Annotated in this window: 22 protein-coding genes; 6 read left to right on the forward strand and 16 right to left on the reverse strand. The window is 57.5% G+C overall.

Annotation, left to right across the window (positions count from 1 at the left end; all coding sequences use genetic code 11):
* Positions 1-165: 165 nt before the first annotated feature.
* The 3 genes from B2590_RS09765 to B2590_RS09775 form a co-directional block, all read right to left on the reverse strand.
* On the reverse strand, positions 166-1,035 hold the full coding sequence (locus tag B2590_RS09765; protein WP_286811575.1) for an alpha/beta hydrolase: 870 nt from the start codon (positions 1,033-1,035) through the stop codon (positions 166-168).
* Positions 1,005-2,870, reverse strand: coding sequence for a DUF4105 domain-containing protein (locus B2590_RS09770; protein WP_036208582.1), 1,866 nt, complete (start codon positions 2,868-2,870; stop codon positions 1,005-1,007). The genes B2590_RS09765 and B2590_RS09770 overlap by 31 nt, the downstream gene beginning before the upstream one ends.
* A 98-nt stretch (positions 2,871-2,968) precedes the next feature.
* Positions 2,969-3,433, reverse strand: a complete 465-nt coding sequence (locus B2590_RS09775) for a DUF3015 domain-containing protein (protein ID WP_007153094.1) — start codon at positions 3,431-3,433, stop codon at positions 2,969-2,971.
* A gap of 327 nt (positions 3,434-3,760) precedes the next feature.
* Between B2590_RS09775 and B2590_RS09780 the strand changes: the two genes are divergently transcribed.
* Positions 3,761-4,201 carry a hypothetical protein gene (locus B2590_RS09780; RefSeq protein ID WP_036208584.1) on the forward strand — a complete coding sequence of 147 codons (441 nt, stop codon included), beginning with the start codon at positions 3,761-3,763 and terminating at the stop codon, positions 4,199-4,201.
* Between the two features lie 103 nt (positions 4,202-4,304).
* Here the strand turns inward: B2590_RS09780 and B2590_RS09785 are convergent, their stop codons facing one another.
* From B2590_RS09785 to B2590_RS09810, 6 genes are all read right to left on the reverse strand, one after another.
* On the reverse strand, positions 4,305-5,006 hold the full coding sequence (locus B2590_RS09785; protein WP_007153092.1) for an ABC transporter ATP-binding protein: 702 nt from the start codon (positions 5,004-5,006) through the stop codon (positions 4,305-4,307).
* Between the two features lie 9 nt (positions 5,007-5,015).
* Positions 5,016-5,771 (reverse strand): high-affinity branched-chain amino acid ABC transporter ATP-binding protein LivG, encoded by a 756-nt coding sequence (gene livG, locus B2590_RS09790; protein WP_286811573.1) that lies wholly within the window; start codon positions 5,769-5,771, stop codon positions 5,016-5,018.
* 6 nt (positions 5,772-5,777) lie between these two features.
* A complete protein-coding gene (locus B2590_RS09795; RefSeq protein WP_286811572.1) occupies positions 5,778-7,049 on the reverse strand; it encodes a high-affinity branched-chain amino acid ABC transporter permease LivM in 1,272 nt (423 codons plus the stop codon).
* Positions 7,049-7,972, reverse strand: a complete 924-nt coding sequence (gene livH, locus B2590_RS09800) for a high-affinity branched-chain amino acid ABC transporter permease LivH (RefSeq protein WP_286811571.1) — start codon at positions 7,970-7,972, stop codon at positions 7,049-7,051. The genes B2590_RS09795 and livH overlap by 1 nt, the downstream gene beginning before the upstream one ends.
* Positions 7,973-8,133: 161 nt before the next feature.
* The gene (locus B2590_RS09805) at positions 8,134-9,249 is read right to left on the reverse strand and encodes a branched-chain amino acid ABC transporter substrate-binding protein (protein ID WP_286811570.1); all 1,116 of its coding nucleotides are present in this window, start codon (positions 9,247-9,249) and stop codon (positions 8,134-8,136) included.
* Between the two features lie 172 nt (positions 9,250-9,421).
* Complete coding sequence (locus B2590_RS09810) at positions 9,422-10,267, reverse strand: TPR end-of-group domain-containing protein (RefSeq protein WP_286811576.1); 846 nt, start codon at positions 10,265-10,267, stop codon at positions 9,422-9,424.
* A 310-nt stretch (positions 10,268-10,577) separates the two neighbouring features.
* Between B2590_RS09810 and B2590_RS09815 the strand changes: the two genes are divergently transcribed.
* A complete protein-coding gene (locus B2590_RS09815) occupies positions 10,578-11,078 on the forward strand; it encodes a MarR family winged helix-turn-helix transcriptional regulator (protein ID WP_286811569.1) in 501 nt (166 codons plus the stop codon).
* Positions 11,079-11,101: 23 nt separating this feature from the next.
* Here B2590_RS09815 and B2590_RS09820 read toward each other — a convergent pair whose 3' ends face one another.
* The 3 genes from B2590_RS09820 to lon form a co-directional block, all read right to left on the reverse strand.
* Entirely contained in the window at positions 11,102-11,383 is a 282-nt protein-coding gene (locus B2590_RS09820) for a c-type cytochrome (protein WP_286811568.1), read from the reverse strand.
* A gap of 104 nt (positions 11,384-11,487) precedes the next feature.
* On the reverse strand, positions 11,488-12,753 hold the full coding sequence (locus B2590_RS09825; protein ID WP_286811567.1) for a PQQ-dependent sugar dehydrogenase: 1,266 nt from the start codon (positions 12,751-12,753) through the stop codon (positions 11,488-11,490).
* Positions 12,754-12,895: 142 nt separating this feature from the next.
* The gene (gene lon, locus B2590_RS09830) at positions 12,896-15,346 is read right to left on the reverse strand and encodes an endopeptidase La (RefSeq protein ID WP_286811566.1); all 2,451 of its coding nucleotides are present in this window, start codon (positions 15,344-15,346) and stop codon (positions 12,896-12,898) included.
* 212 nt (positions 15,347-15,558) lie between these two features.
* Here lon and B2590_RS09835 point away from each other — a divergent pair, with 212 nt between their 5' ends.
* Entirely contained in the window at positions 15,559-16,428 is an 870-nt protein-coding gene (locus B2590_RS09835; RefSeq protein WP_286811565.1) for a thioredoxin family protein, read from the forward strand.
* A gap of 68 nt (positions 16,429-16,496) precedes the next feature.
* On the opposite strand, the gene B2590_RS09840 is transcribed toward B2590_RS09835, so the two are convergent.
* Positions 16,497-17,861, reverse strand: a complete 1,365-nt coding sequence (locus B2590_RS09840; RefSeq protein ID WP_286847929.1) for a KamA family radical SAM protein — start codon at positions 17,859-17,861, stop codon at positions 16,497-16,499.
* Between the two features lie 519 nt (positions 17,862-18,380).
* On the opposite strand from B2590_RS09840, the gene aceE reads away from it, so the two are divergent.
* The 3 genes from aceE (at position 18,381) to B2590_RS09855 (ending at position 24,314) form a co-directional block, all read left to right on the forward strand.
* Positions 18,381-21,059 carry a pyruvate dehydrogenase (acetyl-transferring), homodimeric type gene (gene aceE, locus B2590_RS09845; RefSeq protein ID WP_286847930.1) on the forward strand — a complete coding sequence of 893 codons (2,679 nt, stop codon included), beginning with the start codon at positions 18,381-18,383 and terminating at the stop codon, positions 21,057-21,059.
* Positions 21,060-21,069: 10 nt separating this feature from the next.
* Positions 21,070-22,755 carry a dihydrolipoyllysine-residue acetyltransferase gene (aceF, locus tag B2590_RS09850; protein WP_278366827.1) on the forward strand — a complete coding sequence of 562 codons (1,686 nt, stop codon included), beginning with the start codon at positions 21,070-21,072 and terminating at the stop codon, positions 22,753-22,755.
* A 302-nt stretch (positions 22,756-23,057) separates the two neighbouring features.
* Positions 23,058-24,314 (forward strand): NADH:flavin oxidoreductase/NADH oxidase family protein, encoded by a 1,257-nt coding sequence (locus B2590_RS09855; protein ID WP_091644257.1) that lies wholly within the window; start codon positions 23,058-23,060, stop codon positions 24,312-24,314.
* Here B2590_RS09855 and B2590_RS09860 read toward each other — a convergent pair.
* From B2590_RS09860 to B2590_RS09870, 3 genes are read right to left on the reverse strand one after another with little or no spacing between them, the layout of a single operon-like run.
* Positions 24,297-25,241: a biotin-dependent carboxyltransferase family protein gene (locus B2590_RS09860; protein WP_286811564.1), complete on the reverse strand. Its 945-nt coding sequence runs from the start codon at positions 25,239-25,241 to the stop codon at positions 24,297-24,299. The genes B2590_RS09855 and B2590_RS09860 overlap by 18 nt on opposite strands.
* On the reverse strand, positions 25,231-25,923 hold the full coding sequence (pxpB, locus tag B2590_RS09865; RefSeq protein ID WP_286811563.1) for a 5-oxoprolinase subunit PxpB: 693 nt from the start codon (positions 25,921-25,923) through the stop codon (positions 25,231-25,233). Before pxpB ends, B2590_RS09860 begins: the two co-directional genes overlap by 11 nt.
* The gene (locus B2590_RS09870) at positions 25,920-26,654 is read right to left on the reverse strand and encodes a 5-oxoprolinase subunit PxpA (RefSeq protein ID WP_286811562.1); all 735 of its coding nucleotides are present in this window, start codon (positions 26,652-26,654) and stop codon (positions 25,920-25,922) included. Before B2590_RS09870 ends, pxpB begins: the two co-directional genes overlap by 4 nt.
* Positions 26,655-26,675 lie beyond the last annotated feature (21 nt).

The raw sequence follows: 26,675 nt of genomic DNA on the forward strand, positions 1-26,675 counted from the left end.
TAACTCCCCCTCCTACTCGATTTCAGGCCTTCAACTCTTGTGAAGCGCCCGTCGCAGACAGGCTTTCAAAACACGCCACGTAAATACGTCCCTGTAGGGCTCGGTCGCGCCATCCCTGGCGCTCCACGGTTTTGCAAGCCTGTCTGCGACGGACGCCCAGGCTATTTACTCGCCTTCCATAAATTCCAGAACTTCATCCTGATAACCCGGAATCACAAAGGTTGAGGCGTGGGGCGTATCCGTCTGCAAGAACGTTTTGGGTTCTTCTGCTGCCTCGTACAATCGCTTCCCATGGTGAAACGGGATAATCCCGTCCCGAACACTGTGAATCACCATCACTGGAACCGGGCTGATATCACCGATGCGTTCGTAAGCCTCGTATTCGTCAGTGATCGTCCAACTCAATGGAATCTGCAGTGGCCAGGTGAGCCAGAAGTCGCCAAGTTTTTCACGGGCAATGGCGCGGAAGCCGGAGAAGGTGCCGTCGAGGATCACGCCGTCCAGGGGTGGTTGCTCGTCCCGCTTTACCCATTCACTGGCCAGGGCGGTTCCCAGTGCGCCACCCAGGCTCTGACCCAGAAGGAACAGGGGCTGGTTCTGTACGTCCGGCTGGTCGACCAGCCATCGCAGGCCGGTCTCTGCGTCGTGCAGGGTGCCTTCTATGTCCGGTGCGCCAGTGGAGCGCCCATATCCCCGGTAGTCGATCAGGAAGACGTTGTAGCGTCTCTCAGGTAGCCAGGCGACGTTCATGATGTGGCTGCTGATGTTCTGGGCGTTGCCGTGAAGGAAGTAAACAGTACCTTTCGGTTCGGCGCTGGCGGGGAGCCACCAGCCGTGGAGGGTTTCGCCGTCGGGGGTTTCCACGAACACATCTTCGAATTCCAGGTTCAGGCGGTCGGGAGTGATGTAGGTGACCTGGTCCGGATAGAAGAACACGCTGCTGCAGCCGGTCTGCAGCAGCAAGGTAAACGCGGCGGCGAGGCCGGCCAGTGTTCTCAGAATTGTCAGAAGTAGGCGTGGAGTCCGAGTTGCCATGTGCTGCGGTACCTGTCGTAGTGGTCTTCACGGCTGAATTTTCCGAACAGGCTGAAGTCCCGTTCGAGGTGCCAGTTGCCTTCCAGGTAGGCCTGATCCTGTCGGTGTTGGCTGCTGACGATCCAGGCTTTGGTTTTCACGCCGCCCAGAAGGCTGAACTGGTTGTTCTGATGCAGTATACCCAGGTCGGCGCCGGGGGCGGCGTCGTAGCCGCGTCCCAGGTCGTCGTCGATTTCCAGGTCGGCAGTGGCCATGGCGAAGGCCTGGGTGCCGGGTGCCAGCTGCCAGCTGCCACCGGCGCCGCCCTCCAGGTAGGGGGTGAATACGCGGTTGGTTTCGGTGTCAGTGCGGCGGCCGCCGAAGCCGACTTGCCAGGACAGCGGCGAGAAGAACTGGTTGCGCGGCGAGAGTGAGCGGATTTCCACGCCGGTCAGCTGTTCAATCTGTACTTCGTTGTTGTCTGTGTACAGGCGGGCATCCAGTCGTAGGAACTGGAGCTGTGCTCCGCCACGGTAGCCGGCGGGTGGGTCAAGTATATCGTGATAGGCGGGGCGTAACGTGAGTTCGCTGAAGTTGCGGTCACCCATGCGCCCGCCGCTGACGCTGGCGCGAAAGGTGTCATGGCCCTGGTCGTCCCGGATGGCAGGCTCAGGGGGGCTGTCCTTTATCGCGACTCCGCGGATCTTGCTGCGTTCCCTTAGCAGGTCATGGGAGAGTGGGGCTGCATGTTCCCTGGGCCAGCCCTCGGCTTCGCTTTGGTAACGAACATAGTCGTAGGTGGCGTCCAGCACCCGCGCACGCGGTTCATCGTTCAATGCCTGTACCTCGGGTGCATCGGCATCCACATAGCCGTTGGCGATGGCGGCGGCGAGTGTCTGATGGTCGTCGGGCAGGGCGTCGATGCGGTGGCTGACGTTGGTCGCCGCAGACGGGCGGTAGTAGACGGAGTCGACAAGTCCCTTGTCGACAACCCATCGCACCGTGTCCGAGGGAATGGCATGGGTGCCGACTTCCCCCAGCAGGTCGGTGCCGGGCCGGGCGACGTCGATCAGGGCCAGCAGGCGGTAGGCGCAGTTCTCGTCAAAAAAATAGTAATCGAAATTGCGCTCGCGTATCTCCCAGGTATGGGCGAGCATCATGTCCACTTCCGCCTGGGTGAGGTTGAGTGTGTACTCCCACAGGTCCCGGTGCTCAATGTCGGAATAGAGGCGAATTTTTTCGTAGTAGGGCTGGATGGAGGTAATGCCCGGGTAGCCACCAAAAATGCCCTTATAGGCGAACAGAATTTCGCTATCGTGGGCGGCCGCATCGGCGGCGTAAGAGATGGTGTTGGCCAGGATCAGGTTCGTTTCCTCGTCTTCCCTGGGCGGGTCCAGTCGCAGGAACGTATGGCCAAACATGGACGACGGACTGTTCAGGTAGGACGCGGCAAATACCAGTGTCACGGTTTCGGTATTCAACTCGTCGGTCCACTCCTCGAAAGCGGGGCAACTTGCGGGTTGCCCGGGCAGGTCCAGTTGTGCCCTTAGCCAGCGGTCCCGTGCCGGGAAGCGGCAGCGCGCGTGCTCATTCCCGCCTCCGGGCTGGGTGATGGCCGCGACTGTGGCTTCCAGTTCCGCCTTTGGTGAGGTTTTGCCGTTATCGCTGAGGTAGAAGGCATCGTCGTCCGCCTGACCGGTGTAGCCGTCGCCGAAGCGGTCGGGTTGGTAATGGAGCAGGGTCAACCACGCAGGATTCTGATGTAGGTTTCCGGTGTCGGGGAGCGATGTTGCAAATGCATTGAAACAGGATGCTAGCCATATAGGGGCCAGGGCGAACCGAAGCAAAGTGCGCATGGATGGTCAGTCAATTCCGGGTTAGGCGACGGGTGGATGGTGAGACATTCGTTGCGCCGTCCATGGCGCGCAAACTCCTTTTTCTTCGCGCCCGAAGATCAGGCGGCTACGTACTTGCTCAGCGTATCGTTCTGCTCCAGCAGGGCTACGATGGCATCGACAGCCTCGCCAGAGGTGGTGTCGGACGATGGGAAGATGGTTGCGAAATTATCCTGCAGAACTTTGCGGAAAGAGTCGCGATCCGCTTCGTCCACACCCAGCAGTACGGCCAGGGTGTCCAGGTTTTCGCCGGAGCCACGGGACATGTCGCGGGCAACTTTATCGATGTTGCTGTCCATGTACATGGCCATGGATTGCACGGACTGGTTGGTCTGACAACCCAGGGTACCGGTGGTCATACCAAACGTCTGGTTACCGAAAGTACCGTTGGTGGTTGCCGCCAGAACGTGGGGGGCGATGCCTGACTGTCCTTTCCAGATCATTGCACCAACGCCGCAACCAGGCTGAGCGAAGGCTAGGGTAGAAGCACCCATGAGCAGTGCACCTGCGATGAGTTTTTTCATTATCCACTCCTTGTTTGATTTAGCTGTCGTCGCAAACGCGCCATGCCCACCTGAAAGGGTCCCGGAGCCGGCGCGCTAACGGCCCTGACTGATTTCCCGTGGAGACAGGTCGACCGTTGACTCTGAGTATAGTTGAAATATCAGGAAGGCAAATTACAAAGGCGCTGAGTGATTGATTTGGCCCGCAAAGTCAAAAATGTGATCATGTGTTCATATTTCTAAATCGGCTAAAAAATGTTCTTTTGTAATGATCTTGTTATATAGAACTTGTTTGGGTATAGTGCGCGCGGCCATGAAGGCTTGTACACAACACATGGAGATTGAGTTTTGAAAAAAGTTCTTGTCGCATCATCACTGATTCTTGCTGGCGCACTGACTGGCTGTTCCTCACTGAACACCAGCGCTCCCTCCCTGCCGCTGTCTGGCTCCGTTGCTACCGACGTTAAGGCTGACATCGAAGTAGGCGAGAAGATCACCGGTCAATCCTCTGCAACCAAGGTTCTGTTCTTTACCCTGGGTGCTGAAACTGAATACGCTGATGGCGTTGCCTACTCTGCCGGTGGTAACGGTGGAAGTGCACTGCCTTTCGCTCTGCCGAACCCGGTTGAAGCTGTTAAGGCGGCTGCTGCCTACAACGCCATTCAGGAATCCGGTGCTGACGTGATTGTCGCTCCGCGTTACACCGTCAAGAAAGACGATTACGTGGTATTTGGAACCATCAACGTATCCGTTGAAGGTTACAAGGGCACCATCAAAAGCGTTAAGTAAGCGATTGCTTAATGCCAGGTGTTACAAAAAAGCCGGAACATGACACCATGTTCCGGCTTTTTTGCGTTTAGGTACGCCGTTCTAGCGGTGGGTGGCTATCTCATCAACCACCGAGGTAGGCATTCTGAACGTCCGGGTTGGCCAGCAGGTTTTTCCCGGTATCGTGCAGGCGGATACGTCCGGTTTCCAGCACGTAGCCTCGGTCCGCCAGGTTCAGGGCCTGATGCGCATTCTGTTCCACCAGGAACACGGTAATCCCTTCCTCGCGCAGCTTTCCGATGATCTCGAAGATCTGTTTGATCACCAGCGGAGCGAGCCCAAGGGACGGCTCGTCCAGGATTATCATGTTCGGTTTGCTCATCAGTGCCCGCCCGATGGCCAGCATCTGCTGCTCGCCACCCGACATGGTGCCGGCACGCTGATGTTCCCGTTCCTTGAGACGCGGAAACAGTTCGTAGACGTGGTCCTGGCTTTTGCGGATTTCCGATTTGGTGTTGAAAAAGCCGCCCATGTGGAGGTTTTCTTCAACGGTCAGGCCGGAAAACACGCGCCGGCCCTCAGGTACTATCGCAATGCCCGAGCGCATGATGTTCGAAGTGAGGTCACGGGTGATGTCCCGTCCCTGGAGAATCACCCGGCCAGAGGTAGCCTGAGGATTCCCGCAGACGGTCATCAGCAGGGTGGTTTTGCCGGCGCCATTGGCGCCGATCAGCGATACGATCTCACCTTTCTTTACTTCAACTGAGACACCGTGAAGTGCCTCGATCTTGCCGTAATGGGTATGGACGTCTTCTAGTACAAGCATGGTTATTCCTCAGGCCTCACCCAGATAGGCTTTGATGACATCATCGTTGCGGCGAATCTCATCCGGTGTGCCGCTGGCCAGGGGGCGCCCCTGGTTGATCACATTGATGCGGTCGGAGATATCCATCACCAGGCTCATGTCGTGTTCAATCAACACTACGGAGACGTTGTAGTCTTCCTTAAGGCTGATAATCAACTGGTTCAGGTCTTTGGTTTCGGCTGGGTTCAGACCGGCAGCGGGTTCATCCAGCATCAGCAGCTTGGGCTCGGTTACCATGCAGCGGGCGATCTCAAGGCGGCGCTGCTGGCCATAGGCCAGGTTGCCGGCTTCCCGGTTTGCCATGTCCGTCAGTCCCACCCGGTCCAGCCAGTAGGCGGCCCGGTCCAGCGACTTTTGCTCTTTCTCCCGATAATTGGGCGTATTGAGTATGCCGGAGAGCAGGTTGGTATTGAGGTGGCGATGCTGGGCCACCAGCAGGTTTTCCACCACCGTCATGCGGCTGAACAGGCGCACGTGCTGAAAGGTTCTGACCATGCCCAGACGGGATATCTTATAGTCCGGCTTACCCTGGATCTCACTTCCCTGGAACAGGATCTTTCCACCAGTGGGTCTGTAGAAACCGCTCATGCAATTAAATACCGTGGTTTTGCCGGCGCCATTGGGGCCGATGATCGCCACTATTTCATGTTCCTGCACGTCCAGCGACACCTGATCCACCGCCAGGAGCCCGCCAAAGCGCATCGACAGATTCTGTACTTCAAGCATTATCCGTCACTCCTGCTTTTTCAGTTCAATGTGGATGCGTCGCATGGGCAGCAAGCCCTGCGGGCGCCAGACCATCATCAACACCATGGCCGCGCCGAAGATCAACATCCGGTACTCGGAGAACTCCCGTGCCAGTTCCGGCAGTATGGTGACCGCGATCGCAGCGAGGATGACTCCCATCTGGGAGCCCATGCCGCCCAGTACCACAATCGCCAGAATGATGGCCGATTCCAGGAACACAAAGGATTCCGGGCTGATAAAGCCCTGCTTGGAGGCGAACACCGTACCGGCAAAACCGGCGAAGAAAGCACCGATGGTAAAGGCGGAAAGCTTCACCGCAGTTCGGTTCAATCCCAGGGATTTTGCCGCAATCTCGTCTTCGCGGAGGGCTTCCCAGGCACGGCCCACCGGCATGCGCATAAGGCGGCGGATGGCGACAGCGGTAATGACGGCAAGCACCAGAGCGATCAGGTACAGGAAAATCACTTTGTGCTCGCCGCTGTAGGCAATGCCGAAGGTTTCATGGAACGAGGTGTTGCCTTCCTCCTTCACCCGGCGACCGAATTCCATGCCGAACAGAGTGGGGTCGGGAATGCCGCCAATACCGTTGGGCCCGCCGGTCAGGCTGGTCATGTTGTTCAGCAGGATGCGGATGATTTCCCCAAAACCGAGTGTGACGATGGCCAGGTAATCCCCGCGCAATCGCAGTACCGGAAAACCGAGCACCAACCCGAACAGTGCTGCGAGCAGGGCACCGATCGGCAGCGCGAACCAGAACGAAATGCCGTAATACTGTGACAGCAGGGCGAAGGTGTAGGCACCTACGGCATAGAACGCGACATAGCCGAGATCCAGCAGGCCGGCCAGTCCAACCACCACGTTCAGACCCAGGGCCAGCATGATGTAGATCAGTACCAGGGTAGAAAGGTCCACCGCCCCACGGGAGGCAATAAATGGCCAGACCAGGGCACCGATCACCATCAGGGTGAGCAGTGTGGACTCCAGCTTCAGCCGCTTGCTCTGTTCCATCGGCTCGCGGTTGGCCAGTGGGCTTACTGCGGGCAGTTGGCTCAGGGAGCCCATCAGTTTGTCCCGGAACAACTGGAACAGGAAGACGATAACCGCCGCCAGGAGTACTCCGATGACGGTGGACGTTTGGGCGCCCTCAAGGGTGACGTTTATGCCCTCACTAGCCAGGTTGAAGCCCAGAATGGGATACGAAATCACCAGGGTAACAATGGCGCAAAACAGCGCGTGTTTCAGGTTATGAGCAGCCATCAGATCTTTTCAACCTCCGGTTTGCCAAGCAGGCCGGTGGGTTTGAACAGCAGAATCAGGATCAGCAGTCCGAAGGACACAACGTCCTTGTACTCGCCGCTGAGGTAGCCAGAGGTCATACTTTCAGAAACCCCGAGAATCAGTCCCCCAAGCATGGCGCCGGGAATGCTTCCGATACCCCCCAGGACCGCGGCTGTAAACGCCTTCAGCCCCGCAATGAACCCAAACAGCGGATCGATCGAACCGTAGTACATTCCCAGTAGCAGGCCGGCGACCGCTGCCAGTGCAGCACCGATGACGAACGTTGCAGAGATGATGCGGTTGGTGTCGATGCCCAGCAGGTTGGCCATGCCCAGGTCCTGGGAAACGGCCCGACAGGCACGGCCGATGCGGGAGCGGGATATGAACAGGGAAAGAATGGTCATGCAGATCAGGGTGGTGATGAAGATGGTGATCTGCATATAGGAAATCGAGGTCTGGAACGAATCTGCGGCGCCAAACTGGAAACCGCCCTCAATCAGGGCAGGGAAGCCAATGTTGCGCGATCCCTGGGCCAGGTGAACGTAGTTCTGGAGGAAGATTGACATGCCGATTGCCGAGATCAGCGGAATCAGGCGGTGCTTTCCCCGAACCGGTCGATATGCCACCCGCTCCACGGCCCAGCCCATGGTGCTGGAAACGATCATCGCGCAGACCAGCGCCACGATCAGTATCAACGGAAGCCAGGCGACACCCAGTGCGGCAAGGCCGGTAATGGCGATAAGGGCGGTATAGGCCCCGATCATGTAAATCTCACCATGGGCAAAGTTGATCATGCCAATGATGCCGTAAACCATCGTGTAACCGATGGCGATCAGGGCGTAGGTGCTCCCGATCGTCAGCCCGTTTATGAGCTGCTGGATAAAGTACAGGAGGTCTTGCATTTGTGTGGGACTCCGATAGCCTGCCCCCTTCCCGGCATACAGGCAGAGCCCGGGGTACCGGGCGTACTGGATACAGGATCAACAGAGGCCTAGAAAAACACCTTCTCCCGGATCGCGGTGAGAAGGTGCTCTAAAAATTACCGTTTGTTAACGATTGCGGCTTAGTTTACCGGAGTTTTGCTGCCATCTGAATGCCATTCGTAGACAACAAACTCAAACGATTCCATATCGCCTTTGCTGTCGTACTCAACGGTACCGATTGGCGTCTGGAATGCGCCTGCTCGCAGCGCTTCGGCAACATCGAACGGGTCCGTTGATTCGGCGGCTTCAATGCCGTCGGCAATCAGCTGCACGGCAGTATAGGATGTCAATACGAAAGGACCTGACGGATCTTCACCTTTCTTTTCAAAGGCCTGGACCAGCTCCTGGTTTTCCTCTTTCTCGTCGAAGCTCGGCGGTAGTGTGACCAGCAGGCCTTCGGCCGCATCGCCGGCAATGGTGTTGATGTCCTTGTTGCCAACGCCTTCCGGGCCCATGAACGTAGCGTCGAGGTCAGCCTGCTGTGCCTGACGCAGGATCAGGCCGAGCTCAGGATGGTAGCCACCATAGTAGACATAGTCCACGTCGGCCTGCCTGAGCTTGGTGACCAGCGATGAAAAGTCTTTGGCACCGGCGGTAATGCCTTCGAACATGGCCACCTCAACACCGGCTTCTTCAAGTGTGTCACGGACGGCGGTCGCGATGCCTTCGCCATACTGTTGCTTGTCGTGAACCACGGCAACACGTTCGGGCTTCTGGCTGATCAGGTAGTTGGCGGCGACGGGGCCCTGCATGCTATCCAGGCCGATGGTGCGGAAGACCAGTTCGTAGCCACGCTCGGTAATGCCCGGGCTGGTTGAAGCTGGCGTCACCATCAGAATGCCTTCATCCTCGTAGATGTCGGACGCCGGCTGGGTAGAGCTGGAGCACAGGTGCCCAACCACGAAGCGCACGCCCTCGTTGACCATGTTGTTGGCAACGGTGACGGCCTGCTTGGGGTCACAAACGTCATCCTGTTCGACGGCTACAAGTTTCTCTCCCATAACACCGCCATTGGCATTGATCTGTTCGATCGCCATGCGGGCACCGGAGAATTGCATATCACCGTACTGGGCGACAGGGCCGGTCATGGGCCCCGCGATGCCGATTTTAATTTCGGCAGCAGCCTGGCCGGCGCCCACCATCACGGCGATCGATGTTGCAACAGCGGATACGAGTTTCTTGACTGGTGTTCTCATTGGGTCTGTCCTGTTTTGTGTCAGGGTTTTTCTTATGTTCTCAGCGATGCAAACAAACACTACACCTGCCAGCTTGTCAAGCAGGCAGCGCCAGTGAATGTGCCGGAACGTTGACGGTTATTCTTCTATTTTTCCGGCAATACCCGGGCAAAGTGCGTGCCGGCCTGTCGCGTCAGGCGTCAGACTGGTCCCCGTCGCCCGTTAAAATCAGTTTCCGGAAACTTTCGTGATCCCTCAACTGCTCAAAGCTGGGATCCACCGACGCGTCATCCTTGTATGCTTCAGAGATATTAATCGCCTTTTGCAGTGTCGTCACGGCATCGTCCCAACGACCAATCTCGGCATAGGCGCAGGCCAGTTGGTAGTGCGCATGACCGTTTTCAGGGGCCAGTTTCAGGGCGCGCTGGCAAAGACTGATCGCCCACAGTGGCTCCTGCATTTCCAGCACTGCGTCGGCCTTATAACTCAGTGCCTCTACGTCGTCAGGTCGCAGGTCCAGGATGGTATCGTAGGCAGCGATTTTGTTCTGTTGGGAGGTTTCCTGGCTGGCCTTCAGCCACAGGGAGTGCACTTCGTTGGTGCGTTCGATCTCGGCCTGGTTCTGATGAATAATGTCGGATTTCTGCCTTAACTGATCTTCGATGAACTCCAGGCGCTTTTCATATTCAACGACCAGTTCGTTGACCCGCTTCTCGGCGAGGCTGGTGAGCTGGTTGCGCATGTCGCGAATCGAATTCCAGCCAATGACCACGAGAATGGAGGTGGCGCCAGCGATCAGGTAGAAGAAGTAGGTAACGGTATCGGTGGCGTACGACATGGTTTTGTCGGCCACCGAGAGTTCCTTGTCAACAACCTTCTCGATCAACTCGGCGCGGGTGTTCATCATTTCCTTGCGCAGTGCTTTGGTTTCCTCCAGTAAATACAACTCAACAAACGGCGTGTACATGGGTTCTTCCGCGGTATCGATTCGCTGCTGGACATCCTCGGCGGTAAGGTTCTCGCCGGGCTCCTGAGCCATGGTGGCAGAACTGAATAGCAGTGCGATCAGGCATGAAGCGAGGGCGGTTGTCAGGCGCTTCCCGGAAGAGCTTTGCAGGATAAGATTATGTACTCGGGTGTTCATTGGGCCGTGTCCGTTGTGCGGAAATTCAACAAGGGGTGACCTTAGCATAGTGGTTGGCGGAAGAATGCGAAAATTCGTAAAAGGACTGGCAGGTCAGTGGAATACACAGCGATGGGTGTGGTGACTACTGCTTGCAATCTTGGGAACAAAGACCTCTAATGCTTAGTGTTATAAACAATTCGGCAAATCGAAGCGGAGTGTTGCGTTGAACAATTATGAAGAGGTTTTGGTGGCGTTGCGCCGGGTGATTCGAGCAACTGACCTGCATTCCAAACGCCTGAGCAAGCATGCGGGGCTGACTGGGCCACAATTGCTGATCATGCGCAGCATCCGCGATTTGGGCGAAGTGACTATCGGAACCATTGCCGACAAGGTGAGCCTGAGCCAGGCAACCGTGACCACGATTCTTGATCGGCTGGAGCATCGTAAACTGGTTTACCGTGTTCGCAGCACCCAGGACAAGCGCAAGGTTCATGCGCATCTGACGAGTGAGGGCGAGGAAATCCTCTCGCGGGCACCGAACCCTCTTCAGGAAGACTTTACACGGAAGTTCCAGAGCCTGGCAGAATGGGAACAGACCATGATTCTGGCTTCATTGCAGCGGGTGGCCAATATGATGAACGCGGACAATATCGATGCTGCACCGATGCTCACCGTAGGGTCGGTGCTGAAGGATGATGGCTGGAAGGCCGATGACAAGTCCTGAGACGATGGCACCGGCTTCAAGGATCATTCCGGCATTTTTGCCTTAATCTCAATGGATTGGTACCAGGCTGCCAGATCGGAAATCTGTTGATCCGTCAGGTTCCTGGCAACCAAGGACATCATCTCGTGTTCACGCTTGCCACTGCGAAACGCTTTCAGTTGTTTCTCAATATACATCTGGCTTTCGCCCGCCAGATTTGGCGCAATCGGGATCTTGGCTATTCCGTCCAGACCATGGCAGGTCTTGCACTGGGCAGCGAGTTTCCGCCCCTCTGCGGGGTCCGCGCCTTGGGCCGCTGGGCTCATTGCAAGAAAAGATGTCAGGACCGCTATTGTTGAAAACGTTGCTCTGGTTTTTCTTGTCGCATGATGTCTCCAGGGAGCCGGGGGCTCCCTCCCCGCTGCTGGCATCATGAGCCAGAACCCGTGTAAGCGATTCTGTAAACAGCCCCGGCCAAATCATCCGAAACCAGTAATGAGCCATCCTTCAGCTGTGCCACATCCACCGGCCGGCCCAGGTACTCACCATTTTCATCCAGCCACCCTTCGGCGAAAGGCACTGTTTCTCCATTAACATTTCCTTCGGCGTCCACTGGCGTGAACATGACTCTTGCACCGACCGGAACGGTCCTGTTCCAGGAGCCGTGCTGCGCCGAGAAAATCCCGCCCTGATACTGCTTCGGGAACATTTTTCCGGTGTAAAACATCATGCCCAGATTGGCCGCATGTGCCGTAGTCTCGGAGACTGGGAACACGACCTCTACCGGCACTTCCTCGCCTTTGTATTCGTTGGTGCGAACATCACCGCCTCCGTACCAGGGATGGCCAAAGTGCTGGCCCATGGCGGTCTGGCGATTGATTTCTCCAGGTGGGATGTCATCGCCCATGCCATCGACCTGATTGTCCGTAAACCACAGGTCGCCGGTGGTGGGATTAAAGTCCTGCCCTACAGAGTTGCGGACACCACGTGTGTAGATTTCACGACCGCTGCCATCCTGATTTACCCGGATGATCCCGCCAATGCCCCATTCACTGAACGTCTCCAGGTGCTCCTTGGGTGCTACGTTGTAGGGTTGGCTCAGCGAGATGTAGAGCTTCCCGTCCGGGCCAACGTCGCAGACCCGGGCAGTGTGGTTGTAACTGACGAACTGTTCAGGGATCAATTCGCCCCCGGGGATCACTTCTGAGGCGACAACATCGCCGCCTTCAAAGAAGAATTCCGCTGCCGGATACGCCAGTACCCGGTTCTGCTCCGCAATGTAGAGTACGCCCGTAGGTGAAAAACAGGGGCCGTTGGGGACGGATTTGGCCAGCGACGGTGCGAAGTTCTTTACCTCATCGGCCACTCGGTCTTTGTCCCGGTCAGTCATTGCCCAGACTTCGGTTTTACGGGTTCCAACAAAGGTAACGACACCCTGGGGGCCAACCGCCATGTGTCGCGCATCGGGCACCAGAGCATAAAGGCTGACTTCAAAGCCCTCGGGGAGTTTTATTTTCTTTAGAGTCTTGCGAATAGCATCGGCGCTGTCGCTTTTCTGGTCGATCACAGTGAACTCGGCTTTCCCGGTAGTCTGGAAATTGCCAAGCTTCTTGAGACTATCGTCAGATTGGCTATAGGCGAAGGGTATGAAAGCAAGGCCCACGGCCACGCACAGGATCGAGTTTTTCTTGTTCATTGTTTTACCACTCTCTTTAACTCAGGAGTCGGAAACCGGTGACCTGGTGCCACCGGAGATTGCTTTTCGTCCATATCAGAGCAAGTAAAGTCAAGGGCTGCACAAGCGTCAAGGCAGTCTTGCAGTGGTCAGACCAGTAATATCAATGGACGCTCGATCCCTTGCGGGGTTTGTTCCCGAAACATACCTGAAACACGTCGTTGTATTGCTTGGCGAAATTCACCGTCAGCCCTTCCTTCAGGTAGCCCGGCAACTCCTCATAATCCCCCCGGTTCGCGTCCGGTAAAATCAGGTTGCTGATTTTCTGACGTCTGGCTGCGATGACTTTCTCGCGGATGCCGCCGACGGGGAGCACTTGACCGGTTAGGGTCAGTTCACCGGTCATGGCGAGGTTCTGCTGAGGTGATTCCCGGCGGGCGATGGACAGCAGGGCTGTGGCCATGGTGACGCCGGCGCTGGGGCCGTCCTTGGGGGTGGCACCTTCGGGGACGTGCAGGTGCACGAAGGATTTGTCGAAGAAGGTTGGGTCGCCTTTGAATCGCTTGAGGTTCGAGGATACGAAGCTGTAGGCGATTTCGGCGGATTCTTTCATGACGTCGCCCAGTTGCCCGGTGAGCTTGAAGCCGCGCTGGCTGCTGTGGATGCGGGAGGCTTCGATGCTGAGTGTGGCGCCGCCCATGGCGGTCCAGGCCAGGCCGGTGACTACGCCGGTGCCTTTCAGGGATTTCTCCTTCCGGAAGGCAGGTTGCCCCAGGTAGGTTTGCAGGTCGGAGACGCCCACTTTTACGGGTTCGTCCGGGTTTTCCAGCAAGCGTACAATGCCTTTGCGGATGACTTTGTGCAGCAGTTTTTCCAGGCTGCGCACGCCTGCTTCCCGGGCGTAGCCTTCGATGATCTGTTTGATGGCGGCGTCGGTGATGTTCATCTGCTTTTTCAGCAGGCCGGCTCGTTTCAGCAACCGGGGCATCAGGTGATGCTTGGCGATGGCCAGCTTTTCCTCGGTGATGTAGCCAGACAGGCGGATGACGTCCATACGGTCCAGCAGTGGCCGGGGAATGGTGTCGAGCTGGTTGGCGGTGCAGATGAACAGGACCTTGGACAGGTCCATGCGCACGTCCAGGTAGTGGTCTAGGAATTCCCGGTTCTGTTCCGGGTCCAGGGTTTCAAGCAGCGCGGAAGCCGGGTCACCCTGGAAAGACGCGCCGATCTTGTCGATCTCATCCAGCATGATCACCGGGTTGGACACTTTCGAATCCTTGAGCGCCTGTACGAACTTGCCGGGCATGGCGCCGATGTAGGTGCGGCGATGGCCCTTGATTTCGGCTTCGTCGCGCATACCACCCACGCTGAATCGATAGAACTCGCGGCCGAGGGCGTCGGCGACGGAATGGCCGATGGAGGTTTTGCCTACGCCAGGCGGGCCGACGAGCAGGAGTATGGAGCCGCTGACCTCGCCCTTGAAGGTGCCTTCGGCAAGGAACTCGACGATACGGTCTTTCACGTCATCAAGGCCGTCATGGTCTCTGTCGAGGATGCGACGGGCCTCTGTCAGGTCGAAGTGATCCTCCGAGGTCAGCCCCCAGGGCACCTGGGTCAGCCAGTCCAGGTAATTGCGGGTAACGCCGTATTCCGGTGAGCCCTGCTCGAGCACCTGAAGCTTCTGGAGTTCGTCGTCAAAGCGTTCCTGTACCTGTTCCGGTGGTTTCAGGCTGGCCATCCGCTCGCGGAAACGCTCGGCATCGGCGGTCTTGTCGTCCTTGGCCATGCCCAGCTCGCGCTGGATGACCTTAAGCTGTTCCTTCAGGAAGAACTCACGCTGGTGTTTTTGCACCTTCTCGTTCACTTCCTCGCTGATTTCACTCTGCAGGCGCGCCACTTCCTGTTCTTTCGCCATCAGCAGGAGCACTTTTTCCATGCGCCGCAACAAGGGCACTGTATTGAGCACTTCCTGCAGTTCGTGCCCGGGGGCGCTGGTCATGGAGGCGCCGAAATCCGCCAGGGGTGAGCTGTCGTCCGGCCCGAACCGGGACAGGTACTGCTTTACTTCCTCGCCGTAGAGCGGGTTGGTGCGCAGCAATTCCTTGATGGAGCTGATGATGGCAAGGGTATAGGCTTTCAGTTCATCGGCAGCCTCTTCCGGCTCTTCCGGGTACTCGACTTCCACCAAGTAGGGCGGGCGGCGGCGAAGCCACTGGGTGATGCGAAAACGCTGCAGGCCCTGGGCAATGAACTGGACTTTGCCGCCTTCCCCCTGGGCGTGGTGGATGCGCACGGCACAGCCAACGGTTTCCAGTTCTTCGCTGCCGGGAATGCCTTGTTCAGGATCGCTGTCTTCCACGAAGCAGATGCCCAGCACTTTGTGGTCGGTCTCGCCAACGCGCTTGAGGGTTTCCTGCCAGGGGTTCTGGTTTACCACAATCGGCTGCACCTGAGCCGGGAAGAACGGCCTGTTCGACACCGGTAACACGTACATGCGGCGGGGCATCTGCTGTTTCGGCAGTACCAGGCTTTTGCTGTTCTCGTCCCTGCCGATGTACTCGGTCAGATCTTCTTCGGGAGCATCAAAAGAGTCGTTGCGGTTGTCGTCGTTCATGCCGTACACGCATCCTCCAGGGAATTTGATCCGGGTTGTCGCTCCGGTCCTACTGCCTATGTAACGGCAAAGGGGATTATTTCAAGGCAGGTGCCGGTATTTGCCGTCATCGAGCTGAACCCGCGGCAAAACCTTGAATTCTGGCTCTCAACCCCCAATACCAACAACAATCCGTTAATGACATTTCAGGAAATCACTTTCAGGTGCCATCCATGAGCAATTCGCCGTACGTTTTTGAAGCCACCATGGACAACTTCCAGCAGGATGTGATGGAAGCGTCCTCCAAAACGCCCATATTGATCGATGTCTGGGCGGAGTGGTGCGCCCCCTGCAAGCAGTTAATGCCGTTGCTGGAAAAGCTGGCGGATGAGTATAAGGGCGGCTTCATGCTGGCCAAGGTGAACGCCGACGAGCAGCAGCAACTGACTGGCAGCCTGGGCGTGCGCAGCCTGCCCACAGTGATACTGGTAAAAGATGGTCAGGCAGTAGATGGCTTTAATGGTGCACTGCAGGAGAGCGAGATCCGCAAGGTTCTAGACAAGCACATTGAAATGCCGGAAGACGAGGAGGCCCCTTACGACAAGGCCCACCGGCTCTGGGAGGAAGGTGATGTCGAGGCTGCACTGGCCGTGCTCACGGAGATGAACCGGAGCAACCCGGATGACCTGAAGGTGCTGATCGATCTCGCGCAACTGAAAGCCGAACTGGGCGATCTTGAGACCGCCGAGCAGGTGCTGGAAAGCCTGCCTCCGGAAGAAAAGATGCAGCACCAGGCAAAGCAGCTGGCGGCCCGGCTGAAATTCCTCAGGGCGTCAGCCGAATTGCCCCCGATCCACGAACTGGAAGATGCGCTGGATAAAGATCCGAAAGATCCTAATGCCCTGCACTTGCTGGCGTTGCATCACATCCTTCAGGAAAACAACGCCGAGGCGATGGAATTGCTGATTCGCTTGATGCGAGTGGACAGTAAATACAAGGATGAGGTGGCGAAGACCACGTTGATTGAGCTGTTCGACAAACTTGGAAATAACAATCCGGACGTGCGTACCTATCGGCGTAAGTTGTATACGCTGATGCATTGATGCACGGTGCCGGAAGGCTGTTTTGGAAGGAGGGCGCCTGAGTGGCCCCCCCTTGTATTTGGGGCTGGCTAACCGTTGCCCTTCTTCATCTGCTCGTATTCGTCTTCAAAGAAGAACTTCTCTTCCCCAAGGGCTGGCTCCAGCTCGTGCAGCCAGGTGGCTGACTCGCTGTATTTGGCAAAGAACGGGCGCTGTACCCAGTCCGGGTTACGGGCCTGGATAAACCTGAGAACAAATACTTTCTCGCCGTTGATCTCGGTGATGCCCTGAACTTCTACCTTCCCGGGGCCGGCGCTCATTGAGGGGCCACGGGCGGTGCGCGCCAGGCCGGAGACCTGCTTCATGGCTTCGCGGTAGATGTGGAAGGCTTCTACCAGGGGCACTTCAAAGTAGTTCTTGGCGCCGGTGTCCCGCTCCACAAACATGTAGTAGGGAATGATGCCCAGTTGCACTTCCTTGTCCCACAGTTTTGCCCAGTCGTCAGCATTGTCGTTCACATGCTTGATCAATGGGCCCTGGGCGCGGATTTCGGCACCGGTGGCGCGCAGGCGGCGAATGGCCTCTTCCGCGATACCGGTGGTGATTTCCTGCCAGTGGTTGTAGTGAGCCATGATGGCGACGTGCTTGCCGGCGTCGACCAGGCGAGCGAACAGGTCGATCAGTTCGTCCGCGTCTTTGTCGGTCACAAAACGGTACGGCCAGAAGGTGAGGGCCTTGGTGCCGATGCGGATGGTCTGGATGTGGTCAAATTCCGGCTGCAGCAGCGGTTCCAGGTACTGCACCAGGTTCTTGGTTTTCATTACCATGGGGTCGCCGCCGGTCACCAGCAGGTCGCTGACTTCGGTGTGCTCCTGCAGGTAGCCGTGAAGCTTATCAGCTTCGGTGCTGGCCATCTTCAGGTCTTTGTCACCCACGAACTGTGCCCAGCGGAAACAGAAGGTGCAGTAGGAATGGCAAGTCTGACCCTGGGCGGGGAAGAACAGAACGGTTTCCCGGTACTTGTGCTGCACACCGTCCAGAACCTCGCCGTTCAGTTCCGGCATGTTCATTTCCATCTGGCCGGCGGGGTGTGGGTTCAGCTCGTCGCGAATCTCTTTCGCTACCGCCTGGATCTCTTTCTTATCGGCACCGTCCCGGTGCATCTTTGCCATGCGCTCGTAATGCTCATCCTTCAGCATACCCTTTTGGGGGAAGACGAGCTGGTAGAGCGGGTCGTTCGGAACCTTGTTCCAATCGATCAGTTCGTTGATCACATACTCGTTAACGCGGAAGGGGAGTACGCTGGCTACCACCTTCATTTCAAACAGGGTCTCTTCAGGGAGATTCTGGATAACGTCAATCTTATCGAGCTGGCGGTCTGTGTAGACCTTGAAGCGCCGCTCTTCGAACTCGGCGGTTGGAATCCGGTTCGGGAACGTGACGATGGAGTTCATAGATCGCCCTCTTTGGTTGTGAGCCATATTCTGGAGGGGTGGAGATTGCCACCACTCCGCTGGTCAAAAAACGGGCAGGCGAGTATACATAAATCTAAAAGTATTTTCAGGTCTAATCAAATTGGTAGGAAACCTACGACCTTGGTCTGAATATGCTTGTTTGGGAGAGAAAAAGGCGCCATTCTTACGTAAGTAACCGAAATAGTCCGACAGGCAATGGTGAATTTTCCTCAAAAATTGAATTTTTATACCGAAATGTAGTAAAAATACTACTTAATCGTCGGTGTGGTTTGTGCCGGTGTGTGAGTGATACCTGAATTCGCTGACCAAAAGCCAAGTGACTCAAGGGCGCTTCACGCAGTAAAACTGGCGATCGTGTTCTATGCTTGTTCAAAGTAACGGGCAGGCAGATACCCATAATAAAACGCTCTGCATTCCATCGCAGCTTATCGATATTGCAAGGCGCTCAGCCGCTGATCGTGGCGCGCTCTGCACTTTTTAATGCCAAGGGGAGGTTTGATGTACCAGGACGATGATCCCATAGAGACCAGTGAATGGCTGGATGCGCTGGAGTCTCTGATCGAACAGGAGGGCGTTGATCGCGCCAAGTACATTCTCGAAAGGCTCTCCGAACGAGCCAGCCGCGACGGCACTGAGTTGCCTTATTCCATCACGACGCCCTTCCGCAATTCCATTCCGGTGACCCAGGAAGCCCGGATGCCGGGCGACTTGTTCATGGAGCGCCGTATTCGTTCGTTGATCCGCTGGAACGCCATGGCCATGGTACTGCGGGCCAATCAGCGCCCGGGTGATCTGGGCGGGCACGTGTCATCCTTCTCCTCGGCGGCGACATTGTATGATGTTGGCTTCAACTACTTCTTCCACGGCGGGGATGAGAAGCGCGAATCGGATCTGGTGTATTTCCAGGGTCACTCCTCACCAGGTATTTACGCCCGCTCCTACCTGGAAGGGCGTTTTAACGAAGATCAGTTGGACAAATACCGGGAAGAGGTGGACGGTGAAGGCCTGTCTTCCTACCCCCACCCCTGGCTGATGCCGGATTACTGGCAGTTCCCAACGGTGTCCATGGGCCTTGGGCCGATCCAGGCCATCTATCAGGCTCACGTGATGAAGTATCTGCACAGTCGTGAGCTGATCGACATGGGCGACCGCAAGGTCTGGTGCTTTGTCGGGGATGGCGAGTGCGACGAGCCCGAAACCCTGGGTTCCATCTCTGTGGCTGGCCGCGAAAACCTGAGCAACCTGATCTTTGTCGTTAACTGTAACCTGCAGCGCCTCGACGGCCCTGTGCGTGGTAACGGCAAGATTATCCAGGAACTGGAAGGCGTATTCCGGGGAGCTGGCTGGAACGTACTGAAAGTGGTCTGGGGCCGCATGTGGGATCCGCTGTTCGAGAAGGATCAGGACGGCCTGATGCAGCGCGTCATGGACGAAGCCGTTGACGGCGACCTGCAGAACTTCAAGAGCAACGGCCCGGCCTATACCCGTAAGCACTTCTTCGGCAAATACCCGGAGTTGTCCAAGATGGTGGATAACCTCACCGACGAGGACATCAACAAGCTTAACCGCGGCGGCCATGATCCTTACAAGGTCTATGCGGCCTATCATCACGCTATCCATAACAACGGTGGACGGCCGACGGTGATTCTGGCCCATACCATCAAAGGTTATGGCTTTGGTAACGCCGGCGAAGCGCAGAACACAGCGCACTCGCTCAAAAAACTCGATATCGAGCAACTGAAAGCCTTCCGTGACCGCTTTGCGGTGCCGCTGAAGGACGAAGAGCTCAAGGACGTGCCCTATTACCGGCCGGCGCCGGACAGCCCGGAAATCGTTTACATGAACAAGCGCCGGCAGGAACTGGGCGGTTTCTATCCCAAGCGCCGTAAGGACTGTCAGCCACTGCAGACGCCGCCACTGGATACCTTCAAGAACTTGCTGGAAGGCTCCAACGGTCGTGAGATCTCCACCACCATGGCGTTCGTGCGATTGCTGACGGCTCTGACCAAAGACAAGCGCATCGGTAAGCGAATTGTTCCGATCGTACCGGACGAGGCCCGTACCTTCGGGATGGAGGGCATGTTCCGCCAGATGGGTATCTACACCTCTGAAGGCCAGAAGTACGTGCCGGAAGACCGTGACCAGATCATGTACTACAAGGAAGACAAGAAAGGTCAGGTGCTTGAGGAAGGGATCAACGAAGATGGTTCCATGGCGGCCTGGATGGCAGCGGCAACCTCCTACAGCACCAACAACTTCCCGTTGATACCGTTCTACATTTTCTACTCCATGTTTGGTTTTCAGCGTGTGGGCGATCTGGCCTGGGCGTCGGGTGACATTCAGGCCCGCGGTTTCCTGGTGGGTGGTACCGCCGGGCGAACAACGCTGAATGGTGAAGGTCTGCAGCACCAGGACGGTCACAGCCATATCCTGGCCCAGACCATTCCCAGCTGTAAGGCCTATGACCCGGCTTACGGTTACGAAATGGCCGTGGTGGTCCAGCATGGCATCAAGGAAATGTTTGAAGACAACCAGAACGTCTTCTACTACCTGACCATCGAAAACGAAAACTACGAGCAGCCCGCCATGCCGGAAGGCAAGGACGGCAAGAAAGTGGAAGACGGCATCATCAAGGGCATGTACCTGCTGGATTCCGTTGAAACCAAGGGCCGTAAGAAAACGCCACGGGTTCAGCTGATGGGCTCCGGCGCCATCCTCAACGAGGTGCGCGCGGCGGCGGAACTGCTGAAAGAAGACTTTGGTGTTGCCTCTGATATCTGGAGCGTGACCAGCTTCAATGAACTGGCCCGTGACGGCCTGCACATCGAGCGCTGGAACCGCCTGCACCCGGACGATACGCCCAAGAAGTCGTACCTTACTCAATGCCTGGAGAAGCAGCAGGGGCCGGTGGTGTCGTCCACCGACTACATCAAGCTGTTGTCTGAACAGGTGCGGGCGTACATTCCGAAAACCTATCTGACCCTGGGCACCGATGGTTTCGGTCGCAGTGATACGCGCGAGAAATTGCGCAGCCACTTCGAAGTGGATCGTTACTACGTGGCGGTGACCGCGCTGGCGGCCCTGGCAAGGGATGGCGAAGTCAAGAACGACGTGGTTCTCGAGGCTATGCGTAAGTACGGAATCGATCGCAACAAAACGAACCCGGTGCTGAGCTAAGGAGACCGCCATGAGTGAACAGGAAATCAAGGTTCCGGATCTCGGCGGTGCAGACGAGGTCGAGGTTATTGAAGTGCTCGTCAGTAAGGGAGATTCGGTTGAGGAAGAAGATCCGATACTGACGGTGGAGTCCGACAAGGCATCGGTGGAGCTGCCGTCACCGGGTGCCGGAAAAATTACCAAGATCACCGTCAAAGTGGGTGACAAGGTCAAGGAAGGCGACGTTGTCGGGATGATGGAAGCCAGCAGCGACGCCGGTGACTCGGATGACGGCAAGGATTCTGGCGAAGACGCCAAGTCCGACGAGAAAGACGAGGCGGAAGCCAAGTCGGACGACAAAGACGCCAAGTCTGAAGAGAAAAAGCCGGCACCGAAAAAATCCGGTGGTTCCCGTAAGGAAACCGTGAAGGTGCCCGCGCTGGACGGCTTCGACAATGTGCCAGTGATCGAGATCAACGTCAGCGAAGGTGATGAGGTTGAGGCGGACGATGCACTGGTGACCGTGGAGTCCGACAAGGCCACCATGGAGATTCCGTCTCCCTATGCCGGCAAGATCGGCAAGATTCTGGTGTCCGAGGGCGACAAGATCTCCGAAGGTCTCGATCTGGTTGAAATGACCATCGTGGAAGAGGGTGGCGACGAAGGCGAAGAGGACGCGTCGTCCGAGGCGTCTGAGTCTTCCAGCAAGGAAAAGCAGGAAGGTGAGCCTGAATCGAAAAGCAAGCCTTCCGATCCCAAGCCGGAGCAGCCCTCGGCAACCTACGAGCCACCGGCGCCGGGTGCCAAGGTTCATGCTGGACCGGCGGTGCGCAAGCTGGCCCGTGAATTCGGCGCGGATCTGACTCGCATCAAGGGTTCCGGCCCGAAGAGTCGCATCCTGAAAGACGATGTCCAGGCCTACGTGAAAAGCCAATTGCAGCAGACGCAGCAAGGCAGCACCGTGGCTGGCGGCGGTGGCGCCGGCATTCCTGGCGTGAAACTGCCGGACTTCAGTCAGTTTGGTGAGATTGAGCGCGAATCCATGTCACGCATGATGTTTGCTACGGCGAACAATATGCAGCGTAGCTGGCTGAACGTGCCCCACGTCACCCAGTTCGAGGACGCGGATATCACCGACATGGAAGACTTCCGCAAGGCCCAGAAGGCGGCCGGCGAGAAGAAAGGTGTGAAGATGACACCGCTTCCGTTCCTGCTAAAAGCCTGCGCCACGGCGCTGGCGGAGTTGCCGCAGTTCAATGTGTCGCTGGATATGGACCGCAAGGAAGTGATCCGCAAGCAGTACATTCACATTGGGATTGCGGTGGACACGCCTCACGGGCTGATGGTGCCGGTGATCAAGGATGTCGACAAGAAGGGGCTCTGGGAGCTCGCGGAGGAAAGCGCGGACCTGGCCCAGAAGGCGCGGGACAAGCAGCTTAAGCCGACCGAGATGCAGGGTGCCTGCTTTACCATCACCAGCCTGGGTGGTATCGGTGGCACGGCGTTCACGCCGATCGTGAATACGCCGGAGGTGGCGATTCTTGGTGTCTCAAAGGCGGCGATGAAGCCGGTCTGGGATGGCAAAGATTTCCAGCCGCGGCTGATGCTGCCATTGTCGCTGTCCTACGACCACCGCGCGGTGAACGGGGCTGATGCGGCCCGGTTTACCTCGGTGTTGAGTCAGTTGTTGGGGGATATTCGGTCCCTGCTTCTTTAAGGCTGGCAGTTCTGTTCCGTGGCCTTCGGGCTGCGGAGCGGTCGCGAGGCCGGTCAGGTTATTCAGAACACGCCCGTGGATACGTCCCTGTAGGGCTCGGTCGCGCCATCCCTGGCGCTCCCCGGTTCTGAATAACCTGACCGGCCTCGCTTGTTTTGGCTTTGTGGATATCTCCTGTTTTCATACTGACTTGTATGTCACCGCAATTGGTGCGGCATTCCGGCCAATGCAGCCATTCTGTTTACTCGCCATGATCGGCCCTCGTCCTTGGAAAATTCCAGGCATCCTACGGAGACCGATCAATGAACCCTGCCGAACTGCTTTCCCAGCCGCTAGCCCTGAAAAACGGGGCGGTGATACCCAATCGATTTGCCAAATCGGCCATGAGCGAAACCCTTGGAACCATGGATAACCGTGTGACGCGGGATCTGCCACGGCTTTATGGCACTTGGGCGGATGGCGGGATCGGGTTGTCGATCACCGGGAATGTGATGATTGATCGGCGACATATTGGTGAGCCAGGGAATGTGGTGCTGGAGGATGAGCGGGATCTGGACCTGTTGCGAGAATGGGCGAGGGCTGGTTCACGCAACGGGTGCCAGCTGTGGATGCAGCTCAACCATCCCGGTAAGCAGAGCCCGAAAATGCTGAACAAGGCGCCGGTGTCGCCCAGTGCGGTTCCGTTCCGCAAGGAGTTGCAGGCCATGTTTGCGACGCCCCGGGCGCTGGAGGTGTCGGAGATTGAGGAGATTATCCAGCGGTTCGCCAGCAGTGCAGCGATTGCAGAGAAGGCGGGCTTTTCCGGGGTGCAGATTCACGGCGCGCACGGCTATCTGGTGAGTCAGTTTTTGTCGCCACACCATAACGTTCGGGAGGATGAGTGGGGCGGTAGTCCCGAGAATCGGATGCGGTTTGTGGTGGAGGTGTACAAAGCCATCCGCGCGGCGACCGGCGGGCAGTTCAGTGTGGGCATCAAGCTGAATTCGGCGGATTTCCAGCGGGGTGGTTTTACCGAGGAAGAGTCGTTAAAGGTTATCGAGACCCTGACGGAGCTCGGCATTGATCTGGTGGAGATTTCCGGTGGCAATTACGAAAACCCGGCGATGGCGAAAGGTGCCAAGGGTGTGAATGGCGCGAAGGCCAGCACCGTCGCCCGGGAGGCGTATTTCCTGGAATTTGCGGAGAAGGTGCGCAAGCGGGTGGACGTGCCGTTGATGGTAACCGGTGGTTTCCGCACCGAGTCAGGCATGGCGGAAGCTGTGGCATCGCGGGCTACAGATCTGGTGGGCCTGGCGCGGCCACTGGCGGTGGAGCCGGACTTCCCGAGACGCATTATGGCAGGGCAGGCATTTACCAGTTCCGTGAAACCCATTCGCACCGGCATTCGCTTGATTGATGAGATGGCGCTGATGGAAGTGAGCTGGTACACCCGGCAACTCGGACGCATGGGTAAGGGTAAGGCACCAAAGAAGCACGACCGGGGTGTGCTGTCTTTGATGGAGGTGCTGGCGGTGATGACGTCGCGGGGCGTGCGTACCCGGCTACGGGCCGGCGAGTGATGGTTTGAAGGTTTCCAGCTTGTGGTTGAAAATCGCGCGTTGGGCTTCGGCCTCTGCGACGTCCGCAAGGTAAAAACGGATCCGTGTCCCGGGCCCACGTTGCGCCAGTTGGCCAGCATCCAGGGCGCTCAGGCAGCCTATTTTTGGGTAGCCACCGATGGTTTGCCGGTCTTTCATCAGGACGATCGGCTGGCCGTCACTGGGCACCTGAATGGCACCATAGGCGATGCCTTCGGAGATGATGCCGTCCAGCTCAGAGTGTATAGGGTCGCCGGTTAACCTATAGCCCATGCGATCGATTCGCTGGCTGACCTCGTAACAGCCCGTGAAGAATTTCATACGCTCACCAGCAGAGAAGTGCGCGTATTGGTAGCTGGGGATCACACCGATGTGGAGGTCCTGGTTATAGTCCGGAATTTCCCCGGCTGGCAGGCTTGCCATGGTCTTTGGATGGCTGCGGTCAAACCCGATGCAGTCGCCTTTGGCCAGCTTTTGCCCGCGTCCATCCAGCCCCCCAAGGCCTTCGCGCACGACGGTGGCGCAACTACCCAGTTTTACGGTGGGCTTCAGTCCCCCGGCGACGGCAAGGTATGCCCTTAGTCCGGCCACCGGCATGCCGAATTCGATACGGTCTCCCCGGTGGATTTGATAGGTATGCCAGGGTGCTGCCGCCTCTCCATTGATCTGCGCTCCGAGGTCCGCACCCGTGAGCGCGATGCAGGTATCCTCATGGGCCAGCAGGCTCAGTTTTCCAATATTGATCTCGATCTGCGCTGCCTCCGGTGGATTGTCGAGCAGGCGATTGGCCCAACGAAAGGCATGCTCGTCCATGGGGCCGCCAGTGGTCACGCCAATGTGCTGATAGCCATACCGGCCAGGGTCCTGCAATAAGGCCAGCATGCCGCCATCCAGAACTTCAAAACTCATCGAGGCTGCCTCCCAGGTCCAGATATTCCTGGCGGTCAATCGACCGGAACCGCACCCTATCCCCTACTGATACCAGCGCCAGGGACTCACTGTCCCAATCGATCATTTTTTGAGGCGTGCGACCGACTATCTGCCACCCGCCCGGCGTGGCGCTGGGGTAGATGGCGGTCTGCGAGCCGGCAATGCCAACGCTCCCGGTGGGTATTTTCTGTCGGGGTGTGGCTTTGCGGGGCAGGGCAATTCGTTGGTCGGTAATGCCAAGGTAAGCGAACCCCGGGCTGAATCCGATGGCGTAAACGCGGTAGGTCTGCTCACTGTGGATGCGCACCACTTCGTCCCGGCTCAGGCCGGAATAGTCACACACCTCGTCCAGGTCCAGGCCTACTTCGTCGCCGTAGTAGACCGGCAACTCAATGGTGCTGGAAGCGCTTTCATCCGGCGCCTCCTGTTCGCTCTGGCTCAATGCCTTGCGGAGCCGGGACGCGATGCCGAAGCGGTCGGTCCTGTCGGCGTCGTAGCAAACCAGCACGGAGGTATACGAAGGCACCAGGTCAATCACCAGATCCGACAGGTTCTGGCGAATGGCCTCCGTGGCCCACTTGACCTGGCCGGCGATGTCATCGCTGATACGGTCACCAAAGTAGACGATGCACGTACTTTCGTTGACGGCTTCAATGATCATAGCGACTCGACGACCTGCCGCATGTGCCTGGCCGCTTCTACAGCATGCTGGCTGTCGCCATGAATGCAGAGGGTGTCGGCCTTGACTGGGATACGTCTGCCGGAGATCGACGTGACGCTGCCTTCGGTGATGATCTGTGTTACCTGCCTTTCTATGGCTTCCGGCGTGTCGTGAACCGCGTTCTTCACCGAGCGTTTAACCAGTCGGCCTTCGTCGCTGTACGCACGGTCGGAAAACGCCTCGAACCACACGTCGATGCCCACGTCGGCGGCCAGTGCCAGAACCTCGTCGGCATCGGGTGTTGCCATGACCACCAGGGGGCAGTGGGGCGCATAGTTGCGTACCGCAGCCATCACCGCTGCCAGGGTTGTGCGGTCTACTGCCATTTTGTTGTAGAGCGCGCCGTGGGGTTTGATGTATTCGATGGCTGTGCCGTGGGTGCGGCAGATGCTGTCCAGCGCAGCGATCTGATACACCAGCAGGGCCTGGAGTTCCTCGGGTGCAAACTCCATGTCACGCCGGCCGAAGCCCAACAGATCCGGATAGCCGGGGTGCGCGCCGATGGCGACCTTCTCGACAATCGCGGTTCTGACGGTGCGGTCCATGGTCAGCGGGTCTGAGGCATGGAAGCCGCAGGCAATATTGGCCATATCAATGTAGGGCATGACCTCGGCATCCATGCCCTTGGTCCAGCTACCGAAGCTCTCGCCCATATCGCAGTTGAGTTTCATTGGTTGTCTCCAGAAACAAGT

Source organism: Marinobacter sp. UBA3604 (assembly GCF_002375325.1).
Lineage (GTDB): Bacteria > Pseudomonadota > Gammaproteobacteria > Pseudomonadales > Oleiphilaceae > Marinobacter > Marinobacter salarius.

Bases quoted from the DNA above. Each gene is read 5' to 3' on its own strand.
- pxpB (WP_286811563.1), bottom strand. From the start codon at position 25,923: ATGATCATTGAAGCCGTCAACGAAAGTACGTGCATCGTCTACTTTGGT.
- B2590_RS09795 (WP_286811572.1), bottom strand. From the start codon at position 7,049: ATGGCTGCTCATAACCTGAAACACGCGCTGTTTTGCGCCATTGTTACC.
- B2590_RS09860 (WP_286811564.1), bottom strand. From the start codon at position 25,241: ATGAGTTTTGAAGTTCTGGATGGCGGCATGCTGGCCTTATTGCAGGAC.
- B2590_RS09770 (WP_036208582.1), bottom strand. From the start codon at position 2,870: ATGCGCACTTTGCTTCGGTTCGCCCTGGCCCCTATATGGCTAGCATCC.
- B2590_RS09785 (WP_007153092.1), bottom strand. From the start codon at position 5,006: ATGCTTGTACTAGAAGACGTCCATACCCATTACGGCAAGATCGAGGCA.
- aceF (WP_278366827.1), top strand. From the start codon at position 21,070: ATGAGTGAACAGGAAATCAAGGTTCCGGATCTCGGCGGTGCAGACGAG.
- B2590_RS09840 (WP_286847929.1), bottom strand. From the start codon at position 17,861: ATGAACTCCATCGTCACGTTCCCGAACCGGATTCCAACCGCCGAGTTC.
- livG (WP_286811573.1), bottom strand. From the start codon at position 5,771: ATGCTTGAAGTACAGAATCTGTCGATGCGCTTTGGCGGGCTCCTGGCG.
- B2590_RS09805 (WP_286811570.1), bottom strand. From the start codon at position 9,249: ATGAGAACACCAGTCAAGAAACTCGTATCCGCTGTTGCAACATCGATC.
- B2590_RS09835 (WP_286811565.1), top strand. From the start codon at position 15,559: ATGAGCAATTCGCCGTACGTTTTTGAAGCCACCATGGACAACTTCCAG.
- B2590_RS09820 (WP_286811568.1), bottom strand. From the start codon at position 11,383: ATGAGCCCAGCGGCCCAAGGCGCGGACCCCGCAGAGGGGCGGAAACTC.
- lon (WP_286811566.1), bottom strand. From the start codon at position 15,346: ATGAACGACGACAACCGCAACGACTCTTTTGATGCTCCCGAAGAAGAT.
- livH (WP_286811571.1), bottom strand. From the start codon at position 7,972: ATGCAAGACCTCCTGTACTTTATCCAGCAGCTCATAAACGGGCTGACG.
- B2590_RS09870 (WP_286811562.1), bottom strand. From the start codon at position 26,654: ATGAAACTCAACTGCGATATGGGCGAGAGCTTCGGTAGCTGGACCAAG.
- B2590_RS09765 (WP_286811575.1), bottom strand. From the start codon at position 1,035: ATGGCAACTCGGACTCCACGCCTACTTCTGACAATTCTGAGAACACTG.
- aceE (WP_286847930.1), top strand. From the start codon at position 18,381: ATGTACCAGGACGATGATCCCATAGAGACCAGTGAATGGCTGGATGCG.
- B2590_RS09855 (WP_091644257.1), top strand. From the start codon at position 23,058: ATGAACCCTGCCGAACTGCTTTCCCAGCCGCTAGCCCTGAAAAACGGG.
- B2590_RS09825 (WP_286811567.1), bottom strand. From the start codon at position 12,753: ATGAACAAGAAAAACTCGATCCTGTGCGTGGCCGTGGGCCTTGCTTTC.
- B2590_RS09775 (WP_007153094.1), bottom strand. From the start codon at position 3,433: ATGAAAAAACTCATCGCAGGTGCACTGCTCATGGGTGCTTCTACCCTA.
- B2590_RS09810 (WP_286811576.1), bottom strand. From the start codon at position 10,267: ATGGCTCAGGAGCCCGGCGAGAACCTTACCGCCGAGGATGTCCAGCAG.